This window comes from Sporosarcina sp. YIM B06819, assembly GCF_033485175.1.
Lineage (GTDB): Bacteria > Bacillota > Bacilli > Bacillales_A > Planococcaceae > Sporosarcina.
The window spans coordinates 1-25,419 of record NZ_JAWLIQ010000020.1; the positions used below are offsets into that span (position 1 = coordinate 1).

Sequence of the window (25,419 nt, forward strand, 5' to 3'; positions counted from 1 at the left end):
AAAAAGATGACCCCGGAACAATACCGAAGTCACCTCTTGGGTGCATAGAATAAAACGTCGTTTTTTTTAACTGTCCATTAAATGGGGCTCAGTTCATTTAAGTGTAGTAAGGTTCTTTTTTTTTGACGATATGTATGCCTTTCACTGACTTTTTGGGCAGCCTAAGCTTTATATATTACTACCATATCGCAACTAGCCCCATTAGAAACTTATCGATCAATTGACAGAGGTTATCGATCATTTCGATGTCGTTATCGATCAATTGCCAAAGGTTATCGATCAACTTCGCAAAGTTATCGATCAATTGAGCAGAGTTATCGTCATTTCGGGACCTTCGCCTTATCAGATAGCGAACAATTAATTGCCAATACATAGCTCATCCCTCCATAAAATTGGATGGGTAAATAACCAGTCAATTGGACCTTTTTCTTTAGTAAAAACAGAGGTACGATAGAGAGGAAAGGAGTTGCCAGCATGGCACCAATTTTTCACGGCATCATTTTAGCATTTGGATTGATTTTACCTTTAGGTGTCCAAAATGTTTTTGTGTTTACCCAAGGTGTGACGCAACCACATCTGTTAAGAGCGCTTCCGGCGGCGATAACCGCTGCCATTTGTGACACGCTGTTAATTATTTTGGCGATCTTAGGTCTATCGGTCATCGTTTTACAATTTGAATGGCTTAGATTTGGATTGTTAGTGGTAGGCATCCTATTTCTCATCTATATGGGGAAAGTGATCTGGTCTTCTGGCGCAGCGAACGTAGAGGGAAAAGAAGCATTACCGGTAAAAAAACAGATCCTTTTTGCGCTATCCGTATCGTTATTGAATCCACATGCGCTGCTGGATATCATAGGCGTGATTGGGACGAGTGCCGTTAAGTATAGTGGGCAGGAACAACTTGCCTTTGCCGCTACTTGTATTTTTGTCTCGTGGCTCTGGTTTTTCGGCTTAACGCTTGCTGGCGCAACATTGAAGAAAATAAAGATAGCTAGTAAAGTCTTCATTTTATTTAATAAATGTTCAGCGGTGTTTATATGGGGAACGGCTTTGTATTTATTGGTGGGTTTATTTGCAAGCTGATGGACGGGCCATTTCAAATGGGAGAAAGCATTTATTGTCAGGAAGGGGACATCTAACAATGACAACATCAAAAGGAAGTCTAAGGACATGTAGTAACGGGCACGAATACTACAAGGGCAGTGATTGTCCGGTTTGTCCGACATGCGAGCAAGAACGCAAGCCAGCCGATGGATTTCTTGCAAAGCTTTCTGCACCTGCTAGAAGGGCGTTAGAGCATCATGGCATTACAACATTGCAACAATTAGCAACATATAGTGAAAAAGAGATTTTACAATTTCACGGTTTAGGCCAAGCTTCTCTACCTGTACTCAGAGCTTCTTTAGAGGAAAGTGGACTGTCGTTTAAAAATAGTAAGAAGCCATTTTGATCAAACAATATCAAAATGGCTTCTTTTTTCTTCGGAATGCAAGTTAAAACAGTGCAATAATTCGGTCAAGAATTCCCGTAATATCAAGGAAGACAATGATAATGACTAAAGGAATCACATATTTCATGATGAAAAACCAGGTATTAAATGCTATTGACCCTAGACGAGAATGCCGAAGGATTTCCTCGCGCAAAGCACTTTTCTTAATCTTAAGCGGAACAAAAATAGAAATTAGCAGAACACCAAGTGGCATTAAAATATTGCTCACTAAGTAATCGGCTGAATCAAATAGACTTTTTGAGAAGATGAGTAAATCTGCAAAAACACTATACGATAACGCAGAAGGAATACCGACCGCAAAAATGAACGCACCAACAATAAATGCGTATTTTGTTCGCTTCGCCTCGTTGCCTTTCACGATAGACGCCACAATGATTTCTAACATGGAAAAGGCTGAAGTTAATGTAGCGAATAAAAATAAAGCTAAAAACCCTAATAAGAACGCTTCTCCAAAAATAATTTGGTCGAATACTGCGGGTAATACCACAAATAACAAACCAGGCCCTTCAGCTGGCTCTAAACCAAGTGAAAAGACAGCTGGGAAGATGGCTAATCCTGCGAGTAAAGCAATCAATAGATTCATTGACACAATTGAAATCGCCGGCTGAATCAAGCTTTCTTTTTTTGATAAATATGAACTATATGTCACCATGACCGATACCCCAACGCTTAAGGAGAAGAAGGCTTGCCCCATGGCGAATAAAATACTTTGAGATGTAATATTCGAGAAGTCAGGTGCTAAAAAGAATTTTACACCTTCCATCGCATTTTCGAGTGTCAACGAACGTACAATTAGTACAATGAATAACGCGAATAGCGCAGGCATTAATATTTTACTAGCTTTTTCAATGCCATTTTGAATCCCTCTCGCCACAACTACGACAGTAAGGACCAAAAATCCTAATTGGGCAGCAATGACTAAGAGTGGATTGCTAATAGTTGTGTTAAAGACGGCTACATAATCAGCACCCTCATGAATGATGCCACCAAACAGCCCTTTTGCAAAATAGATGACAATCCAACCACCAATGACACTGTAAAAAGATAACAGTAGGAAACAAGTAAATACGCCTAACTTTCCGATCCAATGCCAATTTGTATTAGGTGCTAAAGTACGGTAAGCACTAATGGCTTCTTTTTGTGTGCTACGGCCAATGACAAACTCGGCGAGTAGCAAGGGGAAACCAATTATTAAAGAAAATAAAATAAACAGTAGAAAGAATGCACCGCCACCGCTTATTCCTGTTACATAAGGAAGTTTCCAAATGGCTCCTACTCCTATGGCGGATCCTGCTGCGGCTAAAATAAATCCAATCTTCGATGACCATTGCTCTGATGTTTGCATGTTATTCCATCCAATCTATTGTTAGTGTGTTCTTTATCAAAAAGTAAAGAACAAAAAAACCACATCTCTATCATTAACGATAGGGACGTGGCTTTTCACGCGGTACCACCCTAATTGGAAACAGCATCTGTTTCCCACTTGTTAAAATAACGGTTTTATCCGTTTTATACTACATTGTCTATCCGGCAGTATAAAAAAGCTCCAAGAATGAAATTCACCTAGTCTTTGTATCAGTTTGCACCAACCACTGATTCTCTAGTAACAGGGAGACCGGCTTAATAGGGTTCTTTTCAACGCTCATGTTATCTATTTATGTATAGACGGAACTATATCATGAAGCTATTTGAAGGTCAAGCCCTATACAATTAATTCATTCAATTAAAGTTCACAAATAATATTGCAAAGCCTCTATTTCATTGTGATTTATTGTTAAAATGAAGGAAGCAATTATTTTACTTGATCAAGGAGTGAATAACAGTGAAGGTATTCAGATGGGTATTCGTTGCGGTTGTCTTATTGCTCACGGCTTGTGCTGCTGAAACGATGGAAGGCTATGTAACGATTGGTCTTGATGAGGTACTTCAGCAACAAGATGGCGGGGCAATTGTTGTGGATGTTCGTGAAGTGGAAGAGTTTGCTGAAGGACATATTAGTGGAGCAATTAACGTCCCTTTATCCGAATTGAAAAAAGGCAATCGAGCCGATTTAGATAAGAAGGAAACGTATATTATTATTTGTCGTAGTGGCAATCGATCAAAAGAAGCGAGTGATATTCTATCCGAAGGGGGCTATGACGTGGTGAATGTCTCGGAAGGGATGTCGTCTTGGACGGGGGCAGTGAGGCAATTGTTTCATTGATATGATGTTGTAAAACTATGCTCCGGTGCTATCCTAGAGTGCCGGAGCATAGTGGATGGGTACATTTAACGAGTCATTAAAGATACCCATTAATGCGTGATTTATCTTCTTCAATAATTTCCTCTTTTAAATTTTTAATGCCTTCTTTCCGTCGAGAATTTTTTTCCTGGATGGCTGCCAGTTCTTTTCCTTCCGCGAACTCCATTGCTGCTTCTGCCGCTTCAAAATTACTAATTGTTTTCTTAAGCCTTTCTTCATTATCAGCTGAATCGTTTGGTTTGGGTGTGATTTTTGACATCATGCTTCCTCCTTTATTGTTAAAAAATCATTCAAGAGGTAGCATGCCCGAATGCCTAAGAACTATTCGATGGAGGAGTAACCTAGCGCTGTATTCATTTTAATTAGCCAAAGTACAATCTTTTAGTATTGTTATACATCTGCCGATAGACATCTCGACAATCCATTTTTTTCACAGAGGCAATCTTGGCAATCGAGTGGTGCATCATCGTCGGATGAGTCATCGCATGTTCAAAGGGTCCCGAGAACGGCCATGGCCCGTCTGTTTCGACGAGTAAGCGTTCGATAGGATATTGCTCAATAAGCCCAAGGATTTCTGGTTCGTAGACGCAATCGGGCGTCACTGATACATAGTAACCATTGCATATCAGTCTCTCAATAGTAGATGATGCACCCTTAAACCAATGGAAATGCGCTTGCGTCACAGAATACTTCTCCAATAGATCGCATACTGTTTCGGCATCTTCGTAAACAGCGTGAAGTACAATAGGTTTGTTCCATGTATTAGCTTGACGGATAAATGCATCAAGTGCTTCTTTATAAGGTTCTAGCTGCAGGTCAGGGTTCTTCTTTCTCAAATAATAGGGCAATCCAACTTCCCCAAGTGCAACCATCTTATCCTTATGTATGTGCATGAAAGTAAATAGTTCCTGCAGGACAATATCAGAAGGCGGCTCCTGCTCTGGATGATAGCCAAAGGCAGGGTAGATGCCCGAATAACTTTCTGCAAGTTTTAGATTGTGGATGCTGGAAGTAAGATCCATTGATACACTAATTAAGCCGCTTAGCGCAGAGGATGGACACTCCAAATCATTGATGATTGTACTCTGCCCCGCTGAGTCATATTGGTCAAGGTGGATATGCGCATCAATGATTGGTAGTCGATCATCTTCCCCGTAACTCATCATGAATCTCCCTCTTTAACTGCATAAATGGCTCGCTCAATAACATATCTTCCGTCCTTGGTCTTGGAAAAGGAACGCTAATTTCCTTACAGATGGACGCTGGTTTATCGGAAAGAATTAAAATTCGGTCGGATAAATATAAAGCTTCTTCAATATTATGTGTGATGAATACAATCGATTTTCGGTATTGTTCCCAAATGGCTAGCAACCACTCCTGCATTTCAAATCGCGTGAATTCATCGAGTGCAGAGAATGGTTCGTCCAAGCAAATGATGGACTGAGGACTGTTTAGGCTACGAATAAAGGCGACGCGCTGCTTCATGCCGCCGGATAATTGGTGTGGATAAGCTTGCTCATAGCCACCTAGTCCTGCCTTGTCAATTAGCTCCAATGCAATTGCGGTATCTTTTTGCCCAGCAATTTCCGAGCTCAATAATACATTTTGTAAAATCGTTCGCCACGGGAACAAAGAAGGATTTTGTGGCATATAACTAATGTGGCCACGCGAGTTGTTAAGCGTGTTGCCATCCAGTATAATCTCGCCATGATCTGGTGGATATAAGCCGCCAATGAGTTGAAATAATGTACTTTTTCCACTGCCAGACGGCCCAACAATGGTTACAAATTCGCCTTCATCGACATGAAAGGATACATCTTTCAGTACGTGATGATTACCGTGAGATTTTGAAATCTGCTGTAATTGTAATTTACCCATTCGATGAATTCCCTCCTTGTCGTTGCCAACGGAATAGCCATTTTTCAATCCATGCAATAACGGCGAAAAAAGTTAAACTTAAAATCATAATTAGTAAAATCGCGACAAACACGCGATCTGTTTTAAAAGAAGATGAGGCTAGTGTCATATAGACACCGATTCCTTTATTGGCACCGAGCCATTCTGAAATGACAGCGCCCATGACGCTATAGGTAGCTGCAATTTTTAAACCGGAAAAGAGAGAGGGAAGGGCATAGGGCCATTGCAACTTCCAAAAAATTTGCCGATTTGTTGCCCCTGTCATTTTCATATAATGCAATAAATCTCGGTCCGTTTGCCGCAAACCATCTAATGCGGCGATGGTAATTGGGAAAAAGCACACGAGTACAATAATAATCACTTTCGGCAACATACCGAATCCGAACCAGATGACGAGCAAAGGTGCCAACACGATAATCGGAATGTTTTGCGATAATATCAGTAACGGATAAAGGGCTTCCTGTAACACGGGTAGACGGAATAGCACTATGGCAACAGCTAGGCCTACGATGACGCCAATCGCATAACCAGTAAGTGTGAGACGGATAGTCGATAAGATATGACCAGAATAATGCGTCCAACCATGAATGACTTCTTGCCATACTTGTGTAGGGACGGGGAGTAACCATGCTGGAATATCAAATAGGTGACCGGCTATTTCCCATAGGATAAGTAAAAGGATGATGACCAATGTTGGTCGCCATCCTTTTTTTAATAAGTGTTTCAACGGTATTTCTCCGTCAATTTGTCCATGGAAGCACCATCTGGCTTATAAAATATTTTTACTTGTGAAATGATACTTAGTGAACCGATTGCAACCATGCGCTCATTCATTTTTTGTACAATAGCGAGTAACTCCGTCAAGTTACCTTCCATTGTCGTTTCTAGTGGTGATACTTGGTAAGGGACTCCAGACTCATCAATGACCGCAATAGCAGCGTCGACGTAAGGAATCACATCTTCTCCATTGGGTGTTTTCGGTATGATTTGAATACTCAACAGTGCGTTTGTCATAGTAACGCCTCCTTATTTGGGTAGAAATTCATTGGTAAAAGCATCTTCTGCGATAAATTCGCCGTCTAGTAAATCATTGTCATTCATCCACTCAGCGTAGTTTTGCCAAGTGCTCAGCTGTTGCTCACCCCAACGCGGTGCGTCGTCTTGGTATCGCGAAGAAATCCATTGCTGGCTTGCTTTGACGAGTTCTTCATCTAGATCAGGAACCGCTTTCGATAAAATCGATGCTGCTTCATCTGGATTGGCAATGGCGAATTCGTAGCCTTGCGTAACGGCCTTAACAAAAGAACGAACAGTGTCTGGGTTGTTGCTAATCATTTTTTCACTTGTCGTAATGACAGGCGTATAATAGTCAAGCTTGTCCGAGAAATCTTTTAAGTACTGCATATTTAGGTCAACTCCACGCAGTTCGGCTTCGATGCCTGTCCAGGCATAGTAAATCCATGCGAAGTCAATATCACGTTCGACTGCTGTGAAGAAGTCAGAATTCCCCATGTTGATAAATTCAACTTGCTCGACATCTGCCTGTTCTTTGTTCATTAATGAAGAAATGACCGCTTGTTCAACGGGAGCACCCCAGCCCCCATAGGTTTTTCCTTCATAATCCTTCGGGGATTCAATGCCGTCTTTCTTCAAAGAAGCAAACCCTGACGTATTATGCTGGAGAATGGCTGCGATGGACACGATAGGAATTTCTTGTGCACGTGCTTCTGTCAGCGATTCTTGTGCGCCAATGCCAAATTGTGCTTTATCTGCTGCTACAAGCTGGTCAGCACCTGCTTCACCAGGTAGCATTATTTCCACATCAAGTCCTTGTTGTTTAAAAAAGCCTTTTTCCTGTGCGACGTACAAGCCAGTATGGTTTGTATTTGGGGTCCAATCGAGTACAAATCGGATTTTTTCTAACTCGCCGTCTTTCTTTGATTCATTGCCAGTATCGGCACTACATGCTGTTAATAAGACACTTAGCATGACGAACAGCCAAACTTTTCTCAACTCTATTCCTCCTCTTAAATTCATAGCAATTACGCGTGAACGGTTGTCGCGGAAATCAATTACGCCATGACGTAAATCCGTACTGAGGTTTTATGTGTATTCTACTGAATAAACGCAAAAATGCGTTCTCCGGGCAACCGAAGAACGCATAAACAATAGACATAGCTAATGAGTATGTTCCCTCCGCTGGTGTCAACCAGATCAGGTTCTAAGGGTCTATACTTTCTGAGTAAATCTCAACCAGCTTGACTGGTCCCCCCACATAATTGGAATCATATGAATTTTTTTTAGTAATACATCTACTACTCTGCCACATTCATGCGAAGGAAGCAAGTACCAAATAAATAGAAGGGGATAAGGAGTAGAAATACTCTATGTAAATCGCGGCACTACTAGGCAAATCCCTAGTCGGATGGGCGTCGTATTATTTTCCACCTTCCGCCGAAAGTGCCCCTTACGCGGGACAGAGATGTGCCGCCCCTCTGTGAATAGTAGTATATCCATTTTTGCTAGATAATATTCCATGGAATAGAAAAAAGGACCAGGTATGTGATGACCCGATCCTTCCGCATTTCATTATTTACGAATCTTCTTAATCTCGTCAGCTACAAACTGTACACTCGTTCCGATGATAACTTGAATACTATGGGATCCGACAATGTTGATGCCAGGTACACCTGTGCTTTTGATCTTCTTTTGATCAACTTTATCCATATCTTTTACTTCGATACGTAAGCGTGTTATACAATTATCGACAGAAGTAACGTTAGCGTCTCCGCCTAGACCGTCATAAATTGTTGCAGCCATACCTGAGTATTTATTGCCCCCAGCTGAAGCAACTGGTCCGTCTTCTTGGATATCCTCATCATCTTCACGACCAGGCGTTTTCAGGTTGAATTTGACGATTAGGAAACGGAAAATCACGTAGTAAATAACTGCAAACACTAAACCTTGGACGATTAACATATAAGGCTGGTTAGCAAGTGGGTTTCTTGAACTTAAGAACATATCGACAAAACCAGCACTAAATCCAAACCCTGATGTCCAATGGAATGAAGCAGCGATAAATAAAGATAGACCTGTTAAAGCAGCATGAACAATATAAAGTGCTGGAGCTAAGAACATAAATGCAAATTCAATTGGTTCAGTAACACCTGTAAAGAATGCAGCAAATCCTGCTGCTATCATCAATGATGCTGTTTGTTTTTTACGTTTTGTTTTTGCAGTATGGTACATAGCAAGAGCAGCAGCTGGTAAACCAAACATCATAATTGGGAAGAAACCAGCTTGGTACATACCCGTAACACCTTTTGTTCCTGTACCTGCCAAGAAGTTAGGGATATCATTAATACCTGCAACGTCAAACCAGAAAACAGAGTTCAATGCATGGTGTAAACCAGTAGGAATTAATAGACGGTTAAAGAAACCGTATAGTCCGGCACCGACAGCGCCTAGTCCACTGATTGCTTCACCGAAACTAACTAATCCAGTATAAACAACCGGCCAGATAAAGAATAGTGCAGCTGAAGCAACGACCATAGAAGCAGCAGTCATAATTGGTACTAAACGTTTACCACTAAAGAATGCTAATGCGGTTGGTAATTGTACTTGACTAAAACGATTGTACATGGCAGCTGCAATAAGACCAGAAATAATACCGATAAATTGGTTAGCAATTTTACCGAAAGCAGCGTTTACTTCGCCTGGATCAATACCGAGTAGCATAGATACTGTACCCGTTGACAGTAATGTTGTGACAACTAGGAATCCGACTAAACCACTTAATGCGGCAGAGCCGTCCTTATCCTTTGACATTCCAAGTGCTACCCCAACTGCAAATAGGATAGACATGTTATCGATAATTGAACCACCTGCTTTAATAAAGAAAGCAGCAGCAGCGTTACCAGCACCCCAACCGTCAGAGTCAATCCAGTACCCAATACCCATTAAAATAGCAGCAGCAGGTAACACGGCTACCGGTAGCATTAATGAACTTCCAAGCCTTTGGAAATATTTCATCATGATAAATCCACCCCTATTCATATTTTTTTAATTAAGTAGTTTAATATAATAGTAATATGATGACGAGTCATGTTGTTTACGGCTTTCGTAGCCGTTCAATATGCAGTGCAATATAGCCTAACTCTTGTTCTGGTAGTTCAACTCCATAATGTGTGACTAATTCCTTGGCGACCTCGACGGCGCAATTGAAGGAAAGCGAAAACTTCTTTTTAATCATAATTAGCATTTCCTCATCCATTGTATGAAGTCCATAATTATTCATTCTTGCTAAGGTAAAGCGGAGATGCGTGATGAGGCGATGGTAGGAAATATCATCCTCTTCAATCGTAATCGTTAAGTGTTTCTTGATCGACTGAACCATGTCTCGAATAATCGTTGTTTGCCGAACTGTGTCGTGTAAATCGCCTCCTTGTGGTTTCATCGTATGGATGTGCAGCGCTATAAAGGCTGCTTCGTCTTCAGGCATTTCTACCTGGCATTTTTCTTTTATATGTTTGAGTGCCCAAAGACCAATTTCAAATTCTCTTCTATAGAAGATTTTGATTTCATGTAACAGCTTATTGTTTAAATGAATCCCATCTCTTACTCTTTCAATGGCAAATGATAGATGATCGGTTAAGACAATATGAATATGTTCGTTTAACTTGGTACCCATATGATTTTCTGCGTATGTAATGATTTCCTCTGAGATGGTAAAGTGCTCTTCAGGAATCCGACTGAGCAGCTGCTGTAATTTGTCGTTTTCTCTCATGACAAAAATCTTTTCGATTTTGTCGGCATTGACGATATCGTTGCGTTTCTTATTGAAAGCGATTCCTGCACCAATCGCAATTTTCTCTCGCTCGTCTTCTAGGACAACAACTGCATTATTATTAAGGATCTTCTTTATCTTCATTTGAAATCACCTCCTTCTATTAATAGATTTAACTTTAAACAGCAGTGAATTCTACAACTATAAAGTAACGAGAGCCTCCAAAGTAGGTACCCAATTCCGTAAATAGCTAAACCTCTGCTGATTAAAGCTAAACCCTCCAGCGGAAGTGTCTTATTTGTTAGAAACAGTCATTAACAACGTTTTCCCCATGATGCCGTCATTTGCATGGACACATTGTACGTTTTTATCACTGCTATTCGTAATAATAATTGGCGTGATAATACTCTTGGCATGTTCACCAATATACACCCAATCGACTTCAATTAATGACTGTCCGAGTGATACTTGATCACCAGTTTCAACCAAAACTTTAAAGCCTTTACCTTGTAAAGAAACTGTTTCCAAGCCGATGTGAATCAAAAGTTCTGTTCCATCAGTTGTACGTAGGGCAATTGCGTGCTTTGTATCTGAAATTAAAACAACAGTTCCGTCAACAGGGGCATGAATATGTCCATTGGTAGGCATGATAGCAACGCCTTCCCCCATCATTTTTTGACTAAAGACTGGATCTGGCACTTGATCGAGTGAAATAATTTCTCCGTTAACAGGTGCAAAAATTTCTAGGTTACGTTTTTTGAATAGTTTTGATAGCATAGCGATTAGCTCCTTCATAGTCATCGGTGTCAAGATTCAAAGGACCTTATTCATTCTATTATGAAATGAAAAGGCGCAGAACATAAAAAGGCATGGAGGTAAATGGGATGGTTAAAAAACTCCATCCGTTGTTTACCACCATGCCTGATCGTATCAGTAACATGTGATCCGCTATTGAAACTCTATTTTGATGATAGCACTAAAAATATAAAAAAGCAATAGGGACGTTAAAAATTTTTCAATATTTAGTTTTTTTGTTGGTAATTAGTTATTCATTGCCGCAAGAATCGTTTTAGACATGGCGTGTGTGGGCATGCTAATAGCGTGTTCAAACTTAAGGAGGTTACTGAATGTATGTCAATAAGTAAAGAACTTCAAAGTCTAAAGGAATTTCAGTGTGAGGATCGTTGTGTGTTGAGCGCCTATGTCAATACGAATCCAGCTGATCCAGATCAGTTAAAAGGTGCATGGAGAATTCATTTGAAAAGTGGTTTGAAACGATTAGAGGAATATATCGTTGCTTCTAAAGATGATGCTGAGCTGCAGGCATTTAAAGAGGTTAAAGAAAAAGTCGTGAAAGAAATTGAGGATCATCAGCATGAATTACACAAGGGTGTCGTTATTTTTGCTTCGGAAAACCCGAGTTTGTGGTCTGTCCATTATGTACAAGTACATGTGCGGACGAGTTTTCATTGGGAAGATCGTCCTATTGTTGAAGAGATGGAGTATATGTATAAAGCATATCCAGAAGCGGGCATTGTTTTGCCGAGCTTTGGGGAAGTGCGGATACTAGATACGGCGATGGGTTTTTTGAATGACGAAATGATTTACGATTTTGAACCAAATCTTCAGGGGTGGGGTGATCGTAAAAGAGTGACAGATGATGACCACCCGGCAATTGGCAGTAGTAAAGTAGATGTAATGGAGCCCCGATTGAAAGAAAACTTGGGACGTTTTTATAAAGGGATGGGTGAGATTGTAGATAAATTGAAGAAGGAACGTGGTTGGAAGGAGATTCACGTGGCAGGTGAAGCGGAACTCGCAAATGCTTTTGCTGCAACTTTACGGGAAAAGCCGGCAAGCTGCGTTCACAAAAATTTGAACAATAGTAAACCTTACGAAGTACTCCATCAAATTTTCGAAAAATAATCGTGTTTTCAAAGAACTAACTTTCTCATTTCATAAGAGAGGGTTAGTTTTTTGTGTACTAGGTTATACGAATTCATTCAACAAGGCAGAACACCCTTCCCACTAGACGAATAACATAGCTATGGGTAGTGAAATGGGCTACGGTTTTATCTATTTTTAAAGAAGGGATGTGTGAGTGATGCAACATTTTTATATAGTTCGCCAGGGTGATACAGTAAATCATATCGCCAAGCGTTGGGAGCTACCTATAAAATCACTAATTGCGGCGAATAATTTGACGCCCCCGTATACACTCTCTATCGGTCAACAATTGTCAATGCCGCCTGGGGTCAATTTGTATCGTGTCCAGTCGGGTGATTCCGTGTATCGGATTGCCCAATATTATGGCATGTCAGTTGCGTTAATTGCCGAAGCAAATAAGTTAATGCCGCCGTATATTCTCCATGTCGGTCAATTATTAAATATTCCGCCTGGAGCTCCATATTATGTAGTGCAATCGGGGGATACATTGAATGATATAGCACGCCGTTTTAATGTGCTAACAGCAGGGCAGAGCAATCCCGAGCTGATTCAGCAAGTGAATGAACTGCCATCGACAACGATTCAAGTGGGGATGAAATTAACGATTCCCTATACTTTTGCAGGTGACTATGGATTTATGGCCTATACATCTAATCGTGGCGGACAGTTTGATATTTGGTTAAAGAATTTACGAACCGGTGAGCAAAAGCAACTTACAAATGCTTTAGGTGATGCTTTGTCGCAGCCGATTTGGTCGCAGGATTGCACTAGGATCGCATTTGTAGGGAAAAATAGGGTGCTCTATGTCATTTACGTTACGACCGGACTAATTGCAGGGATCGATCAGTTGGATGAAGGCGGAGATCATAGTATCGATTGGTCGCCGGATAGTTCAAGTGTGGCCTATACAGCCCGTGGCAACATTATGCTGTATAACGCTACGTTACATGCGGCAGAAACAATTTCGCAGCCTAACGCTTCTGACGTTGGTTGGTTTCCAAGTGGTACTGAATTGTTATTTCAAGCACCTGATGATTCAGGCACAAGCCAGCTATTCCGGATAACAACAAACGGTACGAATAAGCGACAAATCACTCGAAATACGGATGGTCCCCTCCACGATGTTCGTCTTTCACCCGATGGAACTTTTGCTCTTTATACAACGCCGGGTGCCAGTGTTTCAATCATTTACACAGTGGAGCTTGCAACGGAGCATGTATTTGCCATTAAGGGCGGCCCGCTGGCCAAAAACTATAACCCCACTTGGTCCCCTGATTCATTACGGATAGCTTATAGTGCAACAGCTTTTGAAGATAGAAGTTATTTTTCGCAATTGAGAACGGTTGAACGTCGAGGAGAAGATGATCGAATCTGGGCGATTTCAAATTGTTATTCGACACCTGTGACCTGGTCACCGGACGGCACAACGATAGCCTATCTATCTGGTTGCCAAGAACAACAAGCAGCCAATGAAATGTGGGTTGTCAATCTGGATCACCCTGTGCCCCTTCAACTTTTAAAGGGGGAGACGATACTTTCGTTACAATGGTCACCAAAATCCATAATGGATTTGGCTCAACAGGAGTTTACAAGCGAGGTTTTTGGTGTTAATTTTCAATATCCCGCGTCCTGGCATCGAGTAAATGTTGTGCGATATGAGGGGGATGACGGTTTCTTTCAAATTTCAGCACTTTTCGGATCGAACAACATTGACGAAGTGTGTCATGCGGAAGCTTTTCAACAATTGAAGCCCTATGGTTCGGCACCTCACATGATACCATCACAAAATCCTTATGTACGAACATGTATGATTTTGCCGTCTGCCGATCAACCAGCCGATATGAAGGGGCAGGCTGCTTATATTGCAGCTTATCCAAATCCAATAACGATTGGCGGGCTGGCTTATAATTATTTTATCCTTTGGGCAGATAAGGAGCATATTCAGGATATCGCTGCAACAGTGCAATTTTTACCATAAGAAAAAAGCGTGGTCCTTTATGAAGGACCACGCTTTTTTCGTTCCCCACTAAAGGGATGCACTCGGAAAATTTGATTGTTTCTTCCATTATACAAACTGTTTTTCGACGATCTTGTTGTACTCGTCAGTGCAGTTTGATAGAGCTGATCTGCGTAAGCCTTGTTGGCTGGAACGTTACAAATCGTTGCTCGTAATCGTCTCCTGATGCAGTCAGTGTTCAAGTTGCACTTTCACAAAAAACTTACCTTTTTCTGCTCGGTGTAACACTTGCTGACCAACCAAATTATTCAGTGTACTACTTGAAACTTGGTGAAAGGAATCCATAATGATACGTTTCCTGACGAGTGTACCTTTGCTAGCAAAACAAATTTTCCGCTAAGGCTGTGCAGTTCATCCGAAAAATTGGTTTGCAGGTAGCTCGTCTGCAAGTTTGATTTTTCGGTTGTTTCACCTTGTAATCTTTGTATACCCAGATAAGAAAAAGGTAAACCACTAATTAAAATCGAATCTTTTAATTTGCATAAAAAAATGATACTCGACCATTCTATTAATGAAAATAAATTTAGGAGGTCATCTTTTGAAAAAGTTCTCAATCATTACCGCATCTTTATTCCTAATCCTGTCGTTGATGGGCTGTGGTATGAATAAAACGAAAGAAGAAATAGACAAAGTGGAAGACAAGGTGACGGGGCAAACAGGTTCGGATGTGAAGACGAATGACGATGTCGTCAATAAAGAGGAAAAACGATTGGAAGTGGCGGATGAAGCAGCGGATCGTATTGTGAAAATGGAGGAAGTGGAAAGTGCGAACGTCATTGTCACAAATCATAACGCTTATGTCGCAGTCGTTTTGCATGAAGGAGTAGAAGGAACTAAACAAATCGAAGACAAAATTGCGGAGGAAGCTAGGGCAGCAAACAAGGATTTTAACAATGTCTATGTATCTATGAATCCAGATTTTGTTAAACAAACAACCGACTATGGTAATAAAATAAGAGCAGGTGAACCGGTAGAAGGATTTTTCGAAGAATTCTCTGATACAGTAAAGAGAGTTTTCCCAGACGCTCATTAAAAATATGTAACCTAAACATTGGAAAAGGAAGGAATTATTTATTAATTGTCAAGGGTTACCACTATTTATTCCTGAATAAATAACCTAATTACGACAAATTTGTGACAAATCATATTCCTTCCATTAATCGACAACTTTTTCATTTCGATTGTTGTACGATAAGCAAGTTGCTTCATAACAGACAAGGGTCTCACAACTAGATTGAAGTTGAAAAAAACTATATGGAGGAAGAGTTGTGAAAATCGATTTGAAGAAAAAAGTATTGTCAATGCGAATACATCACAAGAGAAAAATGATGTATGTGATGGCCAAACAATTTGGCTTTACTCATCCTGAAGTTGTTGCACACAGCCAAGACTTAGATGTTTTACTAAATAGATATCAAAAAATAGTCTCGTAAATGGAAAGTTTATTGACCAAGACGATTAGCCTCTATATTAAGGGAGCTAATCGTCTTTTTATTGTCAGCGTAGTATTGTTTGTATGCATGTATCTTTATGAAGGTGGATTGTATAGATGTTTTGAAAAACAGAGTATGTAAGCGCTTTAATTTTCTAAACATTTTAAATAGTAGTTGACTAGTATATTTGAACAGTGTACTATTACGGATAATTATTGCTGCGAAATAACGAGAGCTAAAGCGAGCAATAAAGAAAAAAGGGGGAAAATGACATGAAAAGCAGTTGGTTAAAAAATGCAGTGGCATTGTTGAGTGTTGTATTCATCCTTGCTGCATGCGGCGGTGGCGGAACGGATAAGGCAGCCGACACACCGAACAATGATAAAGAAACAGCGCCAACGACAGAAAAATATAAAGTGGGCATGACACAAATTGTCGAACACCCATCATTAAACGCTGCGGCAGAGGGTTTTAAAGCGGCGTTAGCAGATGCGGGTCTTGACATAGAGTATGTTGAGAAAAATGCGCAGAATGATAATAGTACAAATACAACAATTGCTAATGACTTAGTTAGTTCAGGTGTGGATTTAATATTTGCTAACTCAACACCGAGTGCACAAGCAGTAGCAGTTGCAACACAAGACATTCCGATTGTCTTTACATCGGTGACGGATGCCGTAAGCGCAGAGCTTGTTGAAACGATGGAAAGTCCGGGTGGTAACGTGACAGGGACAATTGATAATCACCCAGAGGCGATCCCAGCAACGATGAAATTCATGAAAGAACAATTAGGCGTGAAAAATGTTGGAATGGTCTTTAACGCAGGGGAGCAGAACTCACGCTCTCAAGTGGATGCAGTAAAAGAAATCTTAAAAGGTATGGATATGGAAGTAAAAGAAGCGCCTGTGGCAACATCTGCGGACGTTAAGCAAGCTACTGAGTCATTGATTGGTAAAGTGGATGCATTTTACATCATCACGGATAATACAGTTGTTTCGGCACTTGAATCAGTTATCGATGTTGCAAATACTAATAAAATTCCACTACTAGTCGGTGAGTTCGACTCTGTAAAACGTGGCGGTTTAGCTGCATACGGCTTTGAATTTTACGATATCGGTTACGAAGCAGGCCAAATGGCTGTTAAAATCCTAAAAGGTGAAAGCAAGCCGGCAGATTTGCCTGTTCAAGTTCCTCAAAATTTGAGATTTGTCATGAATAAAGCCACAGCTGAAATACTTGGCCTTGACATTAAAGATGAATGGAAAGCTGAATTTACTGAATAAATAGGAGATGATTGCATATGTTTTCAGCTGTATTTGGATCAGTTGAGCAAGGGATCATCTATGCAATTATGGCACTCGGAGTGTATCTAACATTCCGAGTGTTAGATTTTCCGGACTTAACGGTGGATGGAAGTTTTGTAACAGGGGCGGCAGTTGCAGCGACAATGATTTTCTTTGGCTATCATCCGTTACTCGCTACAGCCGTTTCCATTGTGATTGGTTTTATCGCGGGCTGTATAACGGGACTCTTACATACAAAAGGCAAGATCAATCCACTGTTGGCAGGAATTTTGATGATGATTGCCTTGTACTCAATCAATTTAAGAATTATGGGCTTAACGCTAGACAGCTCAGTTGGGCGTCCTAATATTCCGCTGTTAAATGCGGAAACATTGTTTAGTAAGTTTAACGTTTTTTGGAGTACACTCGGCATTGATGATGCGCTCAATCAGTTTTTCGGCTCGTTGGGTGTTCAACATTTGCCTAAGACCTGGGGAACGCTGTTTATAATGCTAGTTGTGACGTTAGTTATTAAATTTATTGTCGATTGGTTTTTGCAAACAGAAATTGGTCTTGCCATTCGAGCAACGGGGAATAATAAAAAAATGATTCGTAGTTTTTCTGCGAATACAGACACGCTAATCATACTTGGATTAGGTCTATCTAACGGACTTGTGGCATTTTCAGGTGCTCTAATCGCTCAGTATTCGAAGTTCTCCGATATTGGTATGGGGATTGGGATGATTATTATTGGGTTAGCTTCTGTTATTATTGGAGAAGCCATTTTTGGAACGAAAACCATTATGCGGACAACAATTGCCGTTGTTGTGGGTGCTATTATTTATAGAATTATCATTGGTTTGGCTCTGCGGGTTGAATTCCTTGATGCCGGAGATATGAAATTGATCACGGCGGTAATTGTTATCCTTGCCTTGATTTTACCGCAGTTTATTGAGAAAAAACGTGAGAAAAATAGAAAAGCAAAACGCCATGCCGAACGACTGGCTAGCTAATATCCTACGCTGAAGAAGGAGGGCGATTCCATTGTTGAAACTCCAACAGATTAATAAAGTATTCAATGAGGCAACGCCTGATGAAAAAATTGCCCTCGATCAAATCAACTTGCATTTAAAACCAGGGGATTTTGTGACTGTCATTGGCAGTAATGGTGCAGGAAAATCGACGATGATGAATATGATTTCAGGTGCGCTGACACCCGATTTTGGCACGATTGAAATCGACGGAGAAGAGGTTGTGAAGCTTCCTGAATATAAACGTTCCATCAAAATTGGACGAGTCTTCCAAGATCCTATGGCTGGAACTGCTCCGGCGATGACCATCGAAGAAAATCTGGCGATGGCCTATTCTCGCAATAAAAAGCGTGGACTGCGCATAGGTGTCGACAAAAAACGCCGAGAGTATTTCCGCGCGTCACTTGAAACATTGCACTTGAATTTGGAAAACCGGATGAATGCGAAAGTAGGTATGCTGTCGGGAGGAGAACGCCAAGCGCTTTCTTTGCTGATGGCAACGTTTACGCAACCGTCTATATTATTGCTTGATGAACATACAGCAGCGCTTGATCCATCAAGAGCCGAATTGATTACAAATTTAACGAAGCAACTCGTTGACAAGGATCAATTGACGACGCTAATGGTTACGCATAATATGCAGCAGGCTATGGATTTGGGCAACCGGCTAATTATGATGGATAAAGGTCAAATTATTTTAGAAGTCGAAGCTGAAGAAAAGAAGCAGCTAACGATTGAAAAACTAATGGCTGAATTCCAACGTATCCGTGGTGAAAAACTAAATAGTGACGCGGCGTTGTTATCTGTGTGAATTGAAAAGGCATGACCTGTTGTGTAGTTGGCAACGGGTTATGTCTTTTTTATTGGAGTGTAAAGTATTCGAACTAGGTTGCCTAGTATTACAAGAAAAACTGATATAATTAGAAAGACTTATGATAAAGAAAAGGTGTTTATGATGAAGAAATATATTATTATCGGTGCTGGAATTTTAGGTGCGTCGACGGCGTATCATTTGGCGAAAGCGGGTGCGGATGTTCTAGTGATTGACCGCAAGGATGCGGGACAGGCAACGGATGCCGCAGCTGGAATTATTTGTCCATGGTTGTCCCAGCGTAGAAGTAAAGCGTGGTATGCACTCGCGAAAGCAGGAGCGGCATATTATCAGCCACTCATCAGTCAGCTTGAAGAAGATGGAGAAACTGACACAGGTTATCGAGCAACCGGTGCCATAAGTCTACATACAGATGCTGGTAAACTTGACAAAATGGCAGAACGTGCAATGACAAGACGAGAGGATGCACCTGAAATAGGTGATATTCGTCAATTGAATGCAATGGACACCTCAGCTTTATTCCCACCTCTGTCGCCGGACTATGAATCTGTTCATATTAGTGGTGCAGCGCGTGTTAATGGACGTGCTTTACGAGAAGCACTTGTCAACGGTGCAACAAAGCATGGCGCAAAATTTATTCATGGTTCGGCCGCACTTATTTCGATAAACAACCAAGTGATTGGTGTTCAAGTAGAAGAGCAATCGTTTAGTGCGGATACTGTTTTAATAACGGCAGGTGCCTGGGCAGCTGAATTGCTAGCACCACTCAGTATTGATTTGCAAGTGAGTGCTCAAAAAGCACAAATTGTCCATCTGCATTTAGAACATTCACAAACCGATAACTGGCCTGTTGTTATGCCGCCGACAGATCAGTATATTTTGGCATTTGACGAGGGGAAAGTTGTGATTGGTGCGACACATGAAGATAATGGTTCATTTGACCAGCGAATCACGGCGGGTGGCTTGCATGAAGTGATGGATAAAGCATTGAAAGTAGCCCCTGGTTTAATAGATGCCACATTTACGGAAGCGCGCGTTGGCTATCGCCCATTTACCCCAGGATTTCTGCCCATTATTGGCGCAGTGCCAGGGGTGAATGGTTTGCTACTGGCGAATGGACTAGGAGCTTCAGGTTTAACGGTTGGACCATTTCTAGGACAACAGTTGGCGCAACTCGCTTTAGATGAACAGGTTGATATTGAGTTGGAATGGTACGACGTTGCGGGGGCTATTGCGACATGCTAATGTAGCGGGTAGCTCTTCTCGATGTAACTATTTTCATTTTGGGAGAAATTGAAAGAGAAAATATCCACGCAACCCGTCATGTGGTATGTGTGGGTATTTTTGTTTGGAAGTCTATGAATAGGGAATAAAATAAAGTGAAGGTCTATATCATGAAAATGATTTCATCATACGAATATGCAGATGCCGTTGGGTTGGTTTCGAATGTAGAGTTATTGTCAGGAAGCTAAAGGATAAAATTCGCGAAAAAGCTGGAACGAATGACAAACGGCATATAACTAAAGCTATCCAGACATACTAATCAAATGAAGTTTATCAGTTGAATTAAAATGGAGAACTATTTTCTTGCAATCAACCAAACAATTGTTTATAATATAAACAAGAGTTTGGAAAGGGGTGGTGGTATTGAACGATAAGGAAGCGGCAATTGTTATGCTTCTTCGAAAAAATCCGTTTTTGACCCAACAGGACATGGCTGATCAATTGAATATGTCACGGCCTGCACTTGCCAATCTGATATCGGGATTGACGAAGCGTGGCATTATCACGGGGCGTGCCTATGTTTTATCTGAAGATAATGAAGTGGTTTGTATCGGTGGAGCGAACGTCGATCGGAAGTTTCATCTAAAAGATGCTACACAGTTAGGTACGTCGAATCCTTCTACGATGTCTGTGGCAGTTGGAGGCGTTGCTCGCAATATCGCAGATAATCTTGGACGGTTAGATCATTCGGTCCGATTATTAACGGTTGCAGGTAATGATGCGGATTGGCAGTTAATTGAACAAGAGTCGTCAGATTATATGGATGTGAAGGCTGTTGGTTTATTGCCTGGGCAAACAACAGGATCTTATTCAGCGGTGCTTAGCCCAGATGGAGAATTAGTTGTTGCGATGGCTAATATGGATGTCTATGAGGCGTTGTCAGTTGATTATATCGAAAGCAATGATCGATTGATTGCTAATGCAGCATTAGCAGTGATGGATTTGAATTGCCCAAAAGAAACGGTTGAATTTGTGAAAAGTCGTGCAGTATTACATGGTACAGGCCTGGTAATCGTTCCTGTATCTTCGCCAAAAATGACGCGGATGCCGGATAATTTGGAAGGTGTTACTTGGTTTATCTGTAATCAGGATGAAGCTGAAACGTACACAGGGCATTCGATTCATAATGATGCAGATTGGGAAAGTGCTGTGCATAAATTGTTCGAAGCGGGTGCTGAGAACGTTGTCGTAACAGCTGGTTCGAAGGGTGTTATGGCAGGAAAACGTGGTGGGGAAGTCAAACGCTATACAGCGATGAATGATGTATCGGTGGAAGATGTTACTGGAGCAGGTGATGCATTTGTTTCTGGTGTCTTGCATGGCTATTTAGAAGGTATGGATACGGCAGAAGCAATTCGTTGCGGGCTTATCAATGCCGCCAAAACGCTTGAATCATCCTATACAGTACGACCAGAATTATCAAAAGAGCAGCTCACAATCGAATTGGAGGAATTTTAATGGAAAAGTATCTATCTTACTCAGCAGAAGTACAGGAAGCAATGGCACAAGGAAAGCCAGTTGTCGCACTCGAATCGACAATTATCTCACACGGTATGCCATACCCGCAAAACGTTAAAACAGCACGTGAAGTAGAACAAATTATTCGTGACAATGGTGCAGTACCTGCAACAATTGCGATTATCGACGGAATGATTAAAATCGGTCTTTCTGATGAAGAGCTTGAAATGTTCGGTAACAGCCAAGGTGTTGCAAAAGTTTCACGACGCGACATCGGTTATTTAATCGCAACGAAGCAATTGGGTGCGACAACAGTTGCTGCGACAATGATTTGTGCGGATCTTGCGGGCATTCGTATCTTCGTAACAGGCGGTATTGGTGGTGTTCACCGTGGTGCGGAAACGACAATGGATATTTCTGCTGACCTTGAAGAACTTGCTCAAACGGACGTTGCCGTTATTTGTGCAGGAGCAAAATCAATTCTTGATATTGGTTTGACACTTGAGTATTTAGAAACAAAAGGTGTGCCGGTTGTTGGTTATCAAACGGATGTATTACCTGCATTCTACACACGCACGAGTGAATTCCCACTTCAAATTTGTGCGGATAATGCTAAAACAGTTGCAGACATGCTGCATGCGAAATGGGATCTTGGTTTGAAGGGTGGCGCAGTTATTGCCAACCCAATTCCAGAAGCGGATGCAATGGAAGAAAGTTTCATCAATGGCATCATTAAAACGGCACTTGACGAGGCAAATGCAAACGGTATTGCAGGTAAAGATGTAACACCATTCATGCTTGGTAAAGTGAAGGAATTGACAGATGGTACGAGTTTGGATGCGAACATCGCGTTAGTGAAACATAACGCTGTGGTTGGCGCGCAAATCGCAGTAGCATTTAACGGGAAGTAAAATCAATCACGCCTCTGCGTGATTGCGTCCGGATTTTTTTTGAGCTTGGGGCCTACAGGAAGTAGGTCATGCAGTCGTTGCGACAGGACGTCGCGTACTTAGACTGCCTTCTTAAGCTCCCCTAAAAATCCGTGACATCCGCTGGAGGCTTTATCTGAATTCAGATAAAAAAGGAATCGTCGCTCTTCTTTAGAAGAACGGCGATTCCTTTTTTTTTTTTTTTAATCCAAAATACATTGATAAAGTTGAAAAGTTATGATAAATTAATATAGAAACTCTATTAATTGTAATTAGTATATAAATAACCTAATTATATTATACATCATGAAATCCTTTTAGTCAACACCTATTTTGATTTTAATAAAGGAGTGTTTTGTATGAATATGGAAATCAGGGAAGAACAACAACGAGTGGACAATGTAATGGAGATAATCACAGAGCAAATCGGTAAGCTGGAAGACGAAACGGGTCGACGTCGTAAAGAAGTGGTTGATTTCCGCAAACACTTTTGGGATGACGTCAAGGTTAACACAGATACTTTCGATGATTATCTTGAGACAATAATTGGTTTGAGACAACAGAGCCAAACGCTAGCCGTAAATGAAAGTAGCCATCGGCAAGCTTCCAAGCGCTTGTCGGAGCTACGCCGTATGCAGAAGGTACCTTATTTTGGTCGGATTGATGTACTTGAAGAAGGTACTTCCATCGTGGAACGTATTTACATCGGTGTCTCTACGCTCATGGATGAAAGTGGAGAGGACTTCCTAATCTACGACTGGCGTGCGCCAATCTCAAGCGTCTACTACGATTACGGGCCAGGTCCGATTGAATACGCGACACCCGGTGGGGTGATCCACGGGATGTTGGAGAAGAAGTGGCAATATATTATTAGTGGTAGCATGATTGAATCTATGTTCGATACGAGTCTCACCATCGGAGATGAGATTTTACAACAAGTACTGGGCAAGGGTACAGATAAACATTTGAATAGCATAGTAGCTACCATTCAACAGGAACAAAATCGAATTATCCGGCACGATCACGGGCGCCTGTTAATCGTTCAAGGTGTAGCCGGCAGTGGAAAGACATCAGCTGCCCTGCAACGGATTGCTTACTTGCTGTACAAATACCGAGATAGACTGAAAGCTGATCAAATCATACTATTTTCGCCTAATGCAATGTTTAACAGCTACGTATCAACGGTGTTGCCAGAGCTCGGGGAAGAGAATATGCAACAGGTGACATTCCAGGAGTACTTGAACCATAGGCTGAGTGATACATTTCAAGTCGAGAACGCTTACGAGCAATTGGAATTTGTGTTGACTGCCTCAAAAGACCCTTCCTATGAAGCAAGAGCTGCGAGCATCCAGTTCAAGACATCACCTCGTTTTTTCGAGGCAATTCAATCATACAGGCAGTCGCTGGAATTATCCGGCATGATCTTTAAAGGAATTAAATTTAGAGGTGAACCAATTGTCACCGCCGAACAAATGTCGGAAATGTTTTATAGCAAAGACATCTCGATTCGCTTCCATAATAGGATTGAAAGGTTGACGGAATGGCTAAATGATCAAATTGATGAAGTAGAGAAACTTGAACTGACTAAGCAGTGGGTGCAGGAAGAAATTGAACTTCTTAGTGACGAGGATTATCGGAAGGTTCACAGCCGTTTGCAGAAAAAACGTAACTTTAGGGAAGGTGAATTTGACAATTATGAGGATGAGATTGAAGTGCTTAGCCAATTAATTGTTCGCAAGAAGTTGAGACCACTGCGCAAACGGATTCAGGCGCTTCGTTTTATCGACATGAAGGGGATATACAAGCAACTTTTCACCGATTCAACGCAGATTAACGCATGGATGAAGGGGAATACACCAGAGAAGTGGGAGGAAATTTGCCTATCGTCGGTAAAAATGCTTGATGAAGGCAAGCTTTTTTATGAAGATGCTACTCCTTTTTTACTGTTGAAAGAGCTGATTCAAGGCTTTCAGATGAATAGTTCTATCAAACACATACTGGTAGATGAAGCACAGGATTATTCTACATTTCAATTCGAGTTTTTGAAGCGTTTATTTCCTGCGGCAAAGATGACTGTGCTAGGCGACTTTAATCAGGCGATATTCGCACATGCCAGCGAGACGGTCGATTTCCATACGCTTACCGGCTTATATGGGTCAGACAAAACGGAGGTAATCATCTTGACGCGCAGTTACAGATCCACAAAACCGATTGTCGAATTTACACGAGGGCTCGTGCTGAACGGTGAACAAATTACCGCTTTTGAACGCGACGGTGAGAAGCCTGTTCTGACGCAAGTGTCCAATCGTGTTGAATTGCATCGCTGTATTGCGTCCAAGATTTCAGACTTACGGAAGCAGTGCTATAATACGATTGCAATCATATGCAAATCGGCGGCCGAAAGTGCCACAGCATACGATGCCCTAAGTGACCTGGAAGAAATTAAGCTTGTAAAAAGTGGCTCCATTGAGTACGAGCAAGGTGTTGTTGTCATACCGGCGTATTTAGCGAAAGGAATCGAATTCGATGCTGTCATCATTTATGACGCTTCATCGCAGGTATACGGCGATGAAAGCTTGCGCAGACTGTTCTATACTGCCTGTACCCGAGCTATGCACCACTTGCAGCTTTACAGTGTAGGCGAACCAAGCCCCTTTTTGCTACCTATTGCACGAGGGAGTTTAGCCGCAACACTGATGAAAGAAGAGTGAAATACAACCTAGTTCTTATAGTTAAAACACCGGTAAGCC

The 25,419-nt window shown here is 41.4% G+C and carries 25 protein-coding genes, 1 riboswitch and 1 other annotated feature; of the genes, 14 read left to right on the plus strand and 11 right to left on the minus strand.

The window, feature by feature from the left end; genetic code table 11:
• Positions 1-178 precede the first annotated feature (178 nt).
• Positions 179-373, minus strand: a complete 195-nt coding sequence (locus R2B72_RS13625; protein ID WP_318617172.1) for a hypothetical protein — start codon at positions 371-373, stop codon at positions 179-181.
• A 101-nt stretch (positions 374-474) separates the two neighbouring features.
• Between R2B72_RS13625 and R2B72_RS13630 the strand changes: the two genes are divergently transcribed.
• Together R2B72_RS13630 and R2B72_RS13635 are read left to right on the plus strand one after the other, a co-directional pair.
• A complete protein-coding gene (locus R2B72_RS13630; protein ID WP_318617173.1) occupies positions 475-1,083 on the plus strand; it encodes a LysE/ArgO family amino acid transporter in 609 nt (202 codons plus the stop codon).
• A gap of 58 nt (positions 1,084-1,141) precedes the next feature.
• A complete protein-coding gene (locus R2B72_RS13635) occupies positions 1,142-1,450 on the plus strand; it encodes an RNA polymerase alpha subunit C-terminal domain-containing protein (protein ID WP_318617174.1) in 309 nt (102 codons plus the stop codon).
• Positions 1,451-1,493: 43 nt separating this feature from the next.
• Here R2B72_RS13635 and R2B72_RS13640 read toward each other — a convergent pair whose 3' ends face one another.
• Positions 1,494-2,855 (minus strand): sodium-dependent transporter, encoded by a 1,362-nt coding sequence (locus R2B72_RS13640; protein ID WP_318617175.1) that lies wholly within the window; start codon positions 2,853-2,855, stop codon positions 1,494-1,496.
• A 78-nt stretch (positions 2,856-2,933) separates the two neighbouring features.
• Positions 2,934-3,158 (minus strand) — a binding site (T-box leader).
• Positions 3,159-3,332: 174 nt separating this feature from the next.
• Here R2B72_RS13640 and R2B72_RS13645 point away from each other — a divergent pair.
• A complete protein-coding gene (locus tag R2B72_RS13645; RefSeq protein ID WP_318617176.1) occupies positions 3,333-3,713 on the plus strand; it encodes a rhodanese-like domain-containing protein in 381 nt (126 codons plus the stop codon).
• A 76-nt stretch (positions 3,714-3,789) separates the two neighbouring features.
• Here R2B72_RS13645 and R2B72_RS13650 read toward each other — a convergent pair whose 3' ends face one another.
• The 9 genes from R2B72_RS13650 to R2B72_RS13690 all read right to left on the minus strand — a co-directional run bounded on the left by R2B72_RS13650 (position 3,790) and on the right by R2B72_RS13690 (position 11,232).
• Positions 3,790-4,011 carry a small, acid-soluble spore protein tlp gene (locus R2B72_RS13650; protein ID WP_318617177.1) on the minus strand — a complete coding sequence of 74 codons (222 nt, stop codon included), beginning with the start codon at positions 4,009-4,011 and terminating at the stop codon, positions 3,790-3,792.
• A gap of 103 nt (positions 4,012-4,114) precedes the next feature.
• A complete protein-coding gene (locus tag R2B72_RS13655) occupies positions 4,115-4,918 on the minus strand; it encodes a TatD family hydrolase (protein WP_318617178.1) in 804 nt (267 codons plus the stop codon).
• Positions 4,896-5,630: an ABC transporter ATP-binding protein gene (locus tag R2B72_RS13660; protein ID WP_318617180.1), complete on the minus strand. Its 735-nt coding sequence runs from the start codon at positions 5,628-5,630 to the stop codon at positions 4,896-4,898. The genes R2B72_RS13655 and R2B72_RS13660 overlap by 23 nt, the downstream gene beginning before the upstream one ends.
• Positions 5,623-6,396: an ABC transporter permease gene (locus R2B72_RS13665; protein WP_318617181.1), complete on the minus strand. Its 774-nt coding sequence runs from the start codon at positions 6,394-6,396 to the stop codon at positions 5,623-5,625. Before R2B72_RS13665 ends, R2B72_RS13660 begins: the two co-directional genes overlap by 8 nt.
• Positions 6,393-6,683 (minus strand): MTH1187 family thiamine-binding protein, encoded by a 291-nt coding sequence (locus R2B72_RS13670; RefSeq protein WP_318617183.1) that lies wholly within the window; start codon positions 6,681-6,683, stop codon positions 6,393-6,395. The genes R2B72_RS13665 and R2B72_RS13670 overlap by 4 nt, the downstream gene beginning before the upstream one ends.
• A 12-nt stretch (positions 6,684-6,695) precedes the next feature.
• A complete protein-coding gene (locus R2B72_RS13675) occupies positions 6,696-7,706 on the minus strand; it encodes an ABC transporter substrate-binding protein (RefSeq protein ID WP_412177857.1) in 1,011 nt (336 codons plus the stop codon).
• A 137-nt stretch (positions 7,707-7,843) separates the two neighbouring features.
• Positions 7,844-7,952: riboswitch (TPP riboswitch) on the minus strand.
• A gap of 306 nt (positions 7,953-8,258) precedes the next feature.
• A complete protein-coding gene (gene nagE / locus R2B72_RS13680; RefSeq protein ID WP_318617185.1) occupies positions 8,259-9,704 on the minus strand; it encodes an N-acetylglucosamine-specific PTS transporter subunit IIBC in 1,446 nt (481 codons plus the stop codon).
• A gap of 76 nt (positions 9,705-9,780) precedes the next feature.
• Positions 9,781-10,599 (minus strand): PRD domain-containing protein, encoded by an 819-nt coding sequence (locus tag R2B72_RS13685; protein ID WP_318617186.1) that lies wholly within the window; start codon positions 10,597-10,599, stop codon positions 9,781-9,783.
• 150 nt (positions 10,600-10,749) lie between these two features.
• Positions 10,750-11,232 (minus strand): PTS glucose transporter subunit IIA, encoded by a 483-nt coding sequence (locus R2B72_RS13690; RefSeq protein ID WP_318617187.1) that lies wholly within the window; start codon positions 11,230-11,232, stop codon positions 10,750-10,752.
• Positions 11,233-11,586: 354 nt separating this feature from the next.
• Between R2B72_RS13690 and R2B72_RS13695 the strand changes: the two genes are divergently transcribed.
• The 11 genes from R2B72_RS13695 (at position 11,587) to helD (ending at position 25,380) form a co-directional block, all read left to right on the plus strand.
• The gene (locus R2B72_RS13695; protein WP_318617188.1) at positions 11,587-12,381 is read left to right on the plus strand and encodes a VLRF1 family aeRF1-type release factor; all 795 of its coding nucleotides are present in this window, start codon (positions 11,587-11,589) and stop codon (positions 12,379-12,381) included.
• A 178-nt stretch (positions 12,382-12,559) separates the two neighbouring features.
• The gene (locus R2B72_RS13700; RefSeq protein WP_318617189.1) at positions 12,560-14,380 is read left to right on the plus strand and encodes a LysM peptidoglycan-binding domain-containing protein; all 1,821 of its coding nucleotides are present in this window, start codon (positions 12,560-12,562) and stop codon (positions 14,378-14,380) included.
• 577 nt (positions 14,381-14,957) lie between these two features.
• Positions 14,958-15,452 (plus strand): YhcN/YlaJ family sporulation lipoprotein, encoded by a 495-nt coding sequence (locus R2B72_RS13705; protein ID WP_318617190.1) that lies wholly within the window; start codon positions 14,958-14,960, stop codon positions 15,450-15,452.
• A 235-nt stretch (positions 15,453-15,687) separates the two neighbouring features.
• Entirely contained in the window at positions 15,688-15,852 is a 165-nt protein-coding gene (locus R2B72_RS13710; protein ID WP_412177858.1) for an aspartyl-phosphate phosphatase Spo0E family protein, read from the plus strand.
• A gap of 272 nt (positions 15,853-16,124) precedes the next feature.
• A complete protein-coding gene (locus tag R2B72_RS13715; protein WP_318617191.1) occupies positions 16,125-17,135 on the plus strand; it encodes an ABC transporter substrate-binding protein in 1,011 nt (336 codons plus the stop codon).
• Positions 17,136-17,152: 17 nt separating this feature from the next.
• Entirely contained in the window at positions 17,153-18,148 is a 996-nt protein-coding gene (locus R2B72_RS13720; RefSeq protein WP_318617192.1) for an ABC transporter permease subunit, read from the plus strand.
• A gap of 31 nt (positions 18,149-18,179) precedes the next feature.
• Complete coding sequence (locus R2B72_RS13725) at positions 18,180-18,977, plus strand: ABC transporter ATP-binding protein (RefSeq protein ID WP_318617193.1); 798 nt, start codon at positions 18,180-18,182, stop codon at positions 18,975-18,977.
• Positions 18,978-19,121: 144 nt separating this feature from the next.
• Positions 19,122-20,243 carry an FAD-binding oxidoreductase gene (locus R2B72_RS13730; RefSeq protein ID WP_318617194.1) on the plus strand — a complete coding sequence of 374 codons (1,122 nt, stop codon included), beginning with the start codon at positions 19,122-19,124 and terminating at the stop codon, positions 20,241-20,243.
• Between the two features lie 396 nt (positions 20,244-20,639).
• A complete protein-coding gene (locus tag R2B72_RS13735) occupies positions 20,640-21,740 on the plus strand; it encodes a PfkB family carbohydrate kinase (RefSeq protein ID WP_318617242.1) in 1,101 nt (366 codons plus the stop codon).
• Entirely contained in the window at positions 21,740-22,651 is a 912-nt protein-coding gene (locus R2B72_RS13740; RefSeq protein WP_318617195.1) for a pseudouridine-5'-phosphate glycosidase, read from the plus strand. Before R2B72_RS13735 ends, R2B72_RS13740 begins: the two co-directional genes overlap by 1 nt.
• Before the next feature lie 377 nt (positions 22,652-23,028).
• Positions 23,029-25,380 (plus strand): RNA polymerase recycling motor HelD, encoded by a 2,352-nt coding sequence (helD, locus tag R2B72_RS13745; protein ID WP_318617196.1) that lies wholly within the window; start codon positions 23,029-23,031, stop codon positions 25,378-25,380.
• Positions 25,381-25,419 lie beyond the last annotated feature (39 nt).

Bases quoted from the DNA above. Each gene is read 5' to 3' on its own strand.
- R2B72_RS13625 (WP_318617172.1), bottom strand. From the start codon at position 373: ATGTATTGGCAATTAATTGTTCGCTATCTGATAAGGCGAAGGTCCCGA.
- R2B72_RS13630 (WP_318617173.1), top strand. From the start codon at position 475: ATGGCACCAATTTTTCACGGCATCATTTTAGCATTTGGATTGATTTTA.
- R2B72_RS13635 (WP_318617174.1), top strand. From the start codon at position 1,142: ATGACAACATCAAAAGGAAGTCTAAGGACATGTAGTAACGGGCACGAA.
- R2B72_RS13640 (WP_318617175.1), bottom strand. From the start codon at position 2,855: ATGCAAACATCAGAGCAATGGTCATCGAAGATTGGATTTATTTTAGCC.
- R2B72_RS13650 (WP_318617177.1), bottom strand. From the start codon at position 4,011: ATGTCAAAAATCACACCCAAACCAAACGATTCAGCTGATAATGAAGAA.
- R2B72_RS13655 (WP_318617178.1), bottom strand. From the start codon at position 4,918: ATGATGAGTTACGGGGAAGATGATCGACTACCAATCATTGATGCGCAT.
- R2B72_RS13660 (WP_318617180.1), bottom strand. From the start codon at position 5,630: ATGGGTAAATTACAATTACAGCAGATTTCAAAATCTCACGGTAATCAT.
- R2B72_RS13670 (WP_318617183.1), bottom strand. From the start codon at position 6,683: ATGACAAACGCACTGTTGAGTATTCAAATCATACCGAAAACACCCAAT.
- R2B72_RS13675 (WP_412177857.1), bottom strand. From the start codon at position 7,706: ATGAATTTAAGAGGAGGAATAGAGTTGAGAAAAGTTTGGCTGTTCGTC.
- nagE (WP_318617185.1), bottom strand. From the start codon at position 9,704: ATGATGAAATATTTCCAAAGGCTTGGAAGTTCATTAATGCTACCGGTA.
- R2B72_RS13685 (WP_318617186.1), bottom strand. From the start codon at position 10,599: ATGAAGATAAAGAAGATCCTTAATAATAATGCAGTTGTTGTCCTAGAA.
- R2B72_RS13690 (WP_318617187.1), bottom strand. From the start codon at position 11,232: ATGCTATCAAAACTATTCAAAAAACGTAACCTAGAAATTTTTGCACCT.
- R2B72_RS13695 (WP_318617188.1), top strand. From the start codon at position 11,587: ATGTCAATAAGTAAAGAACTTCAAAGTCTAAAGGAATTTCAGTGTGAG.
- R2B72_RS13700 (WP_318617189.1), top strand. From the start codon at position 12,560: ATGCAACATTTTTATATAGTTCGCCAGGGTGATACAGTAAATCATATC.
- R2B72_RS13715 (WP_318617191.1), top strand. From the start codon at position 16,125: ATGAAAAGCAGTTGGTTAAAAAATGCAGTGGCATTGTTGAGTGTTGTA.
- R2B72_RS13720 (WP_318617192.1), top strand. From the start codon at position 17,153: ATGTTTTCAGCTGTATTTGGATCAGTTGAGCAAGGGATCATCTATGCA.
- R2B72_RS13730 (WP_318617194.1), top strand. From the start codon at position 19,122: ATGAAGAAATATATTATTATCGGTGCTGGAATTTTAGGTGCGTCGACG.
- R2B72_RS13740 (WP_318617195.1), top strand. From the start codon at position 21,740: ATGGAAAAGTATCTATCTTACTCAGCAGAAGTACAGGAAGCAATGGCA.
- helD (WP_318617196.1), top strand. From the start codon at position 23,029: ATGAATATGGAAATCAGGGAAGAACAACAACGAGTGGACAATGTAATG.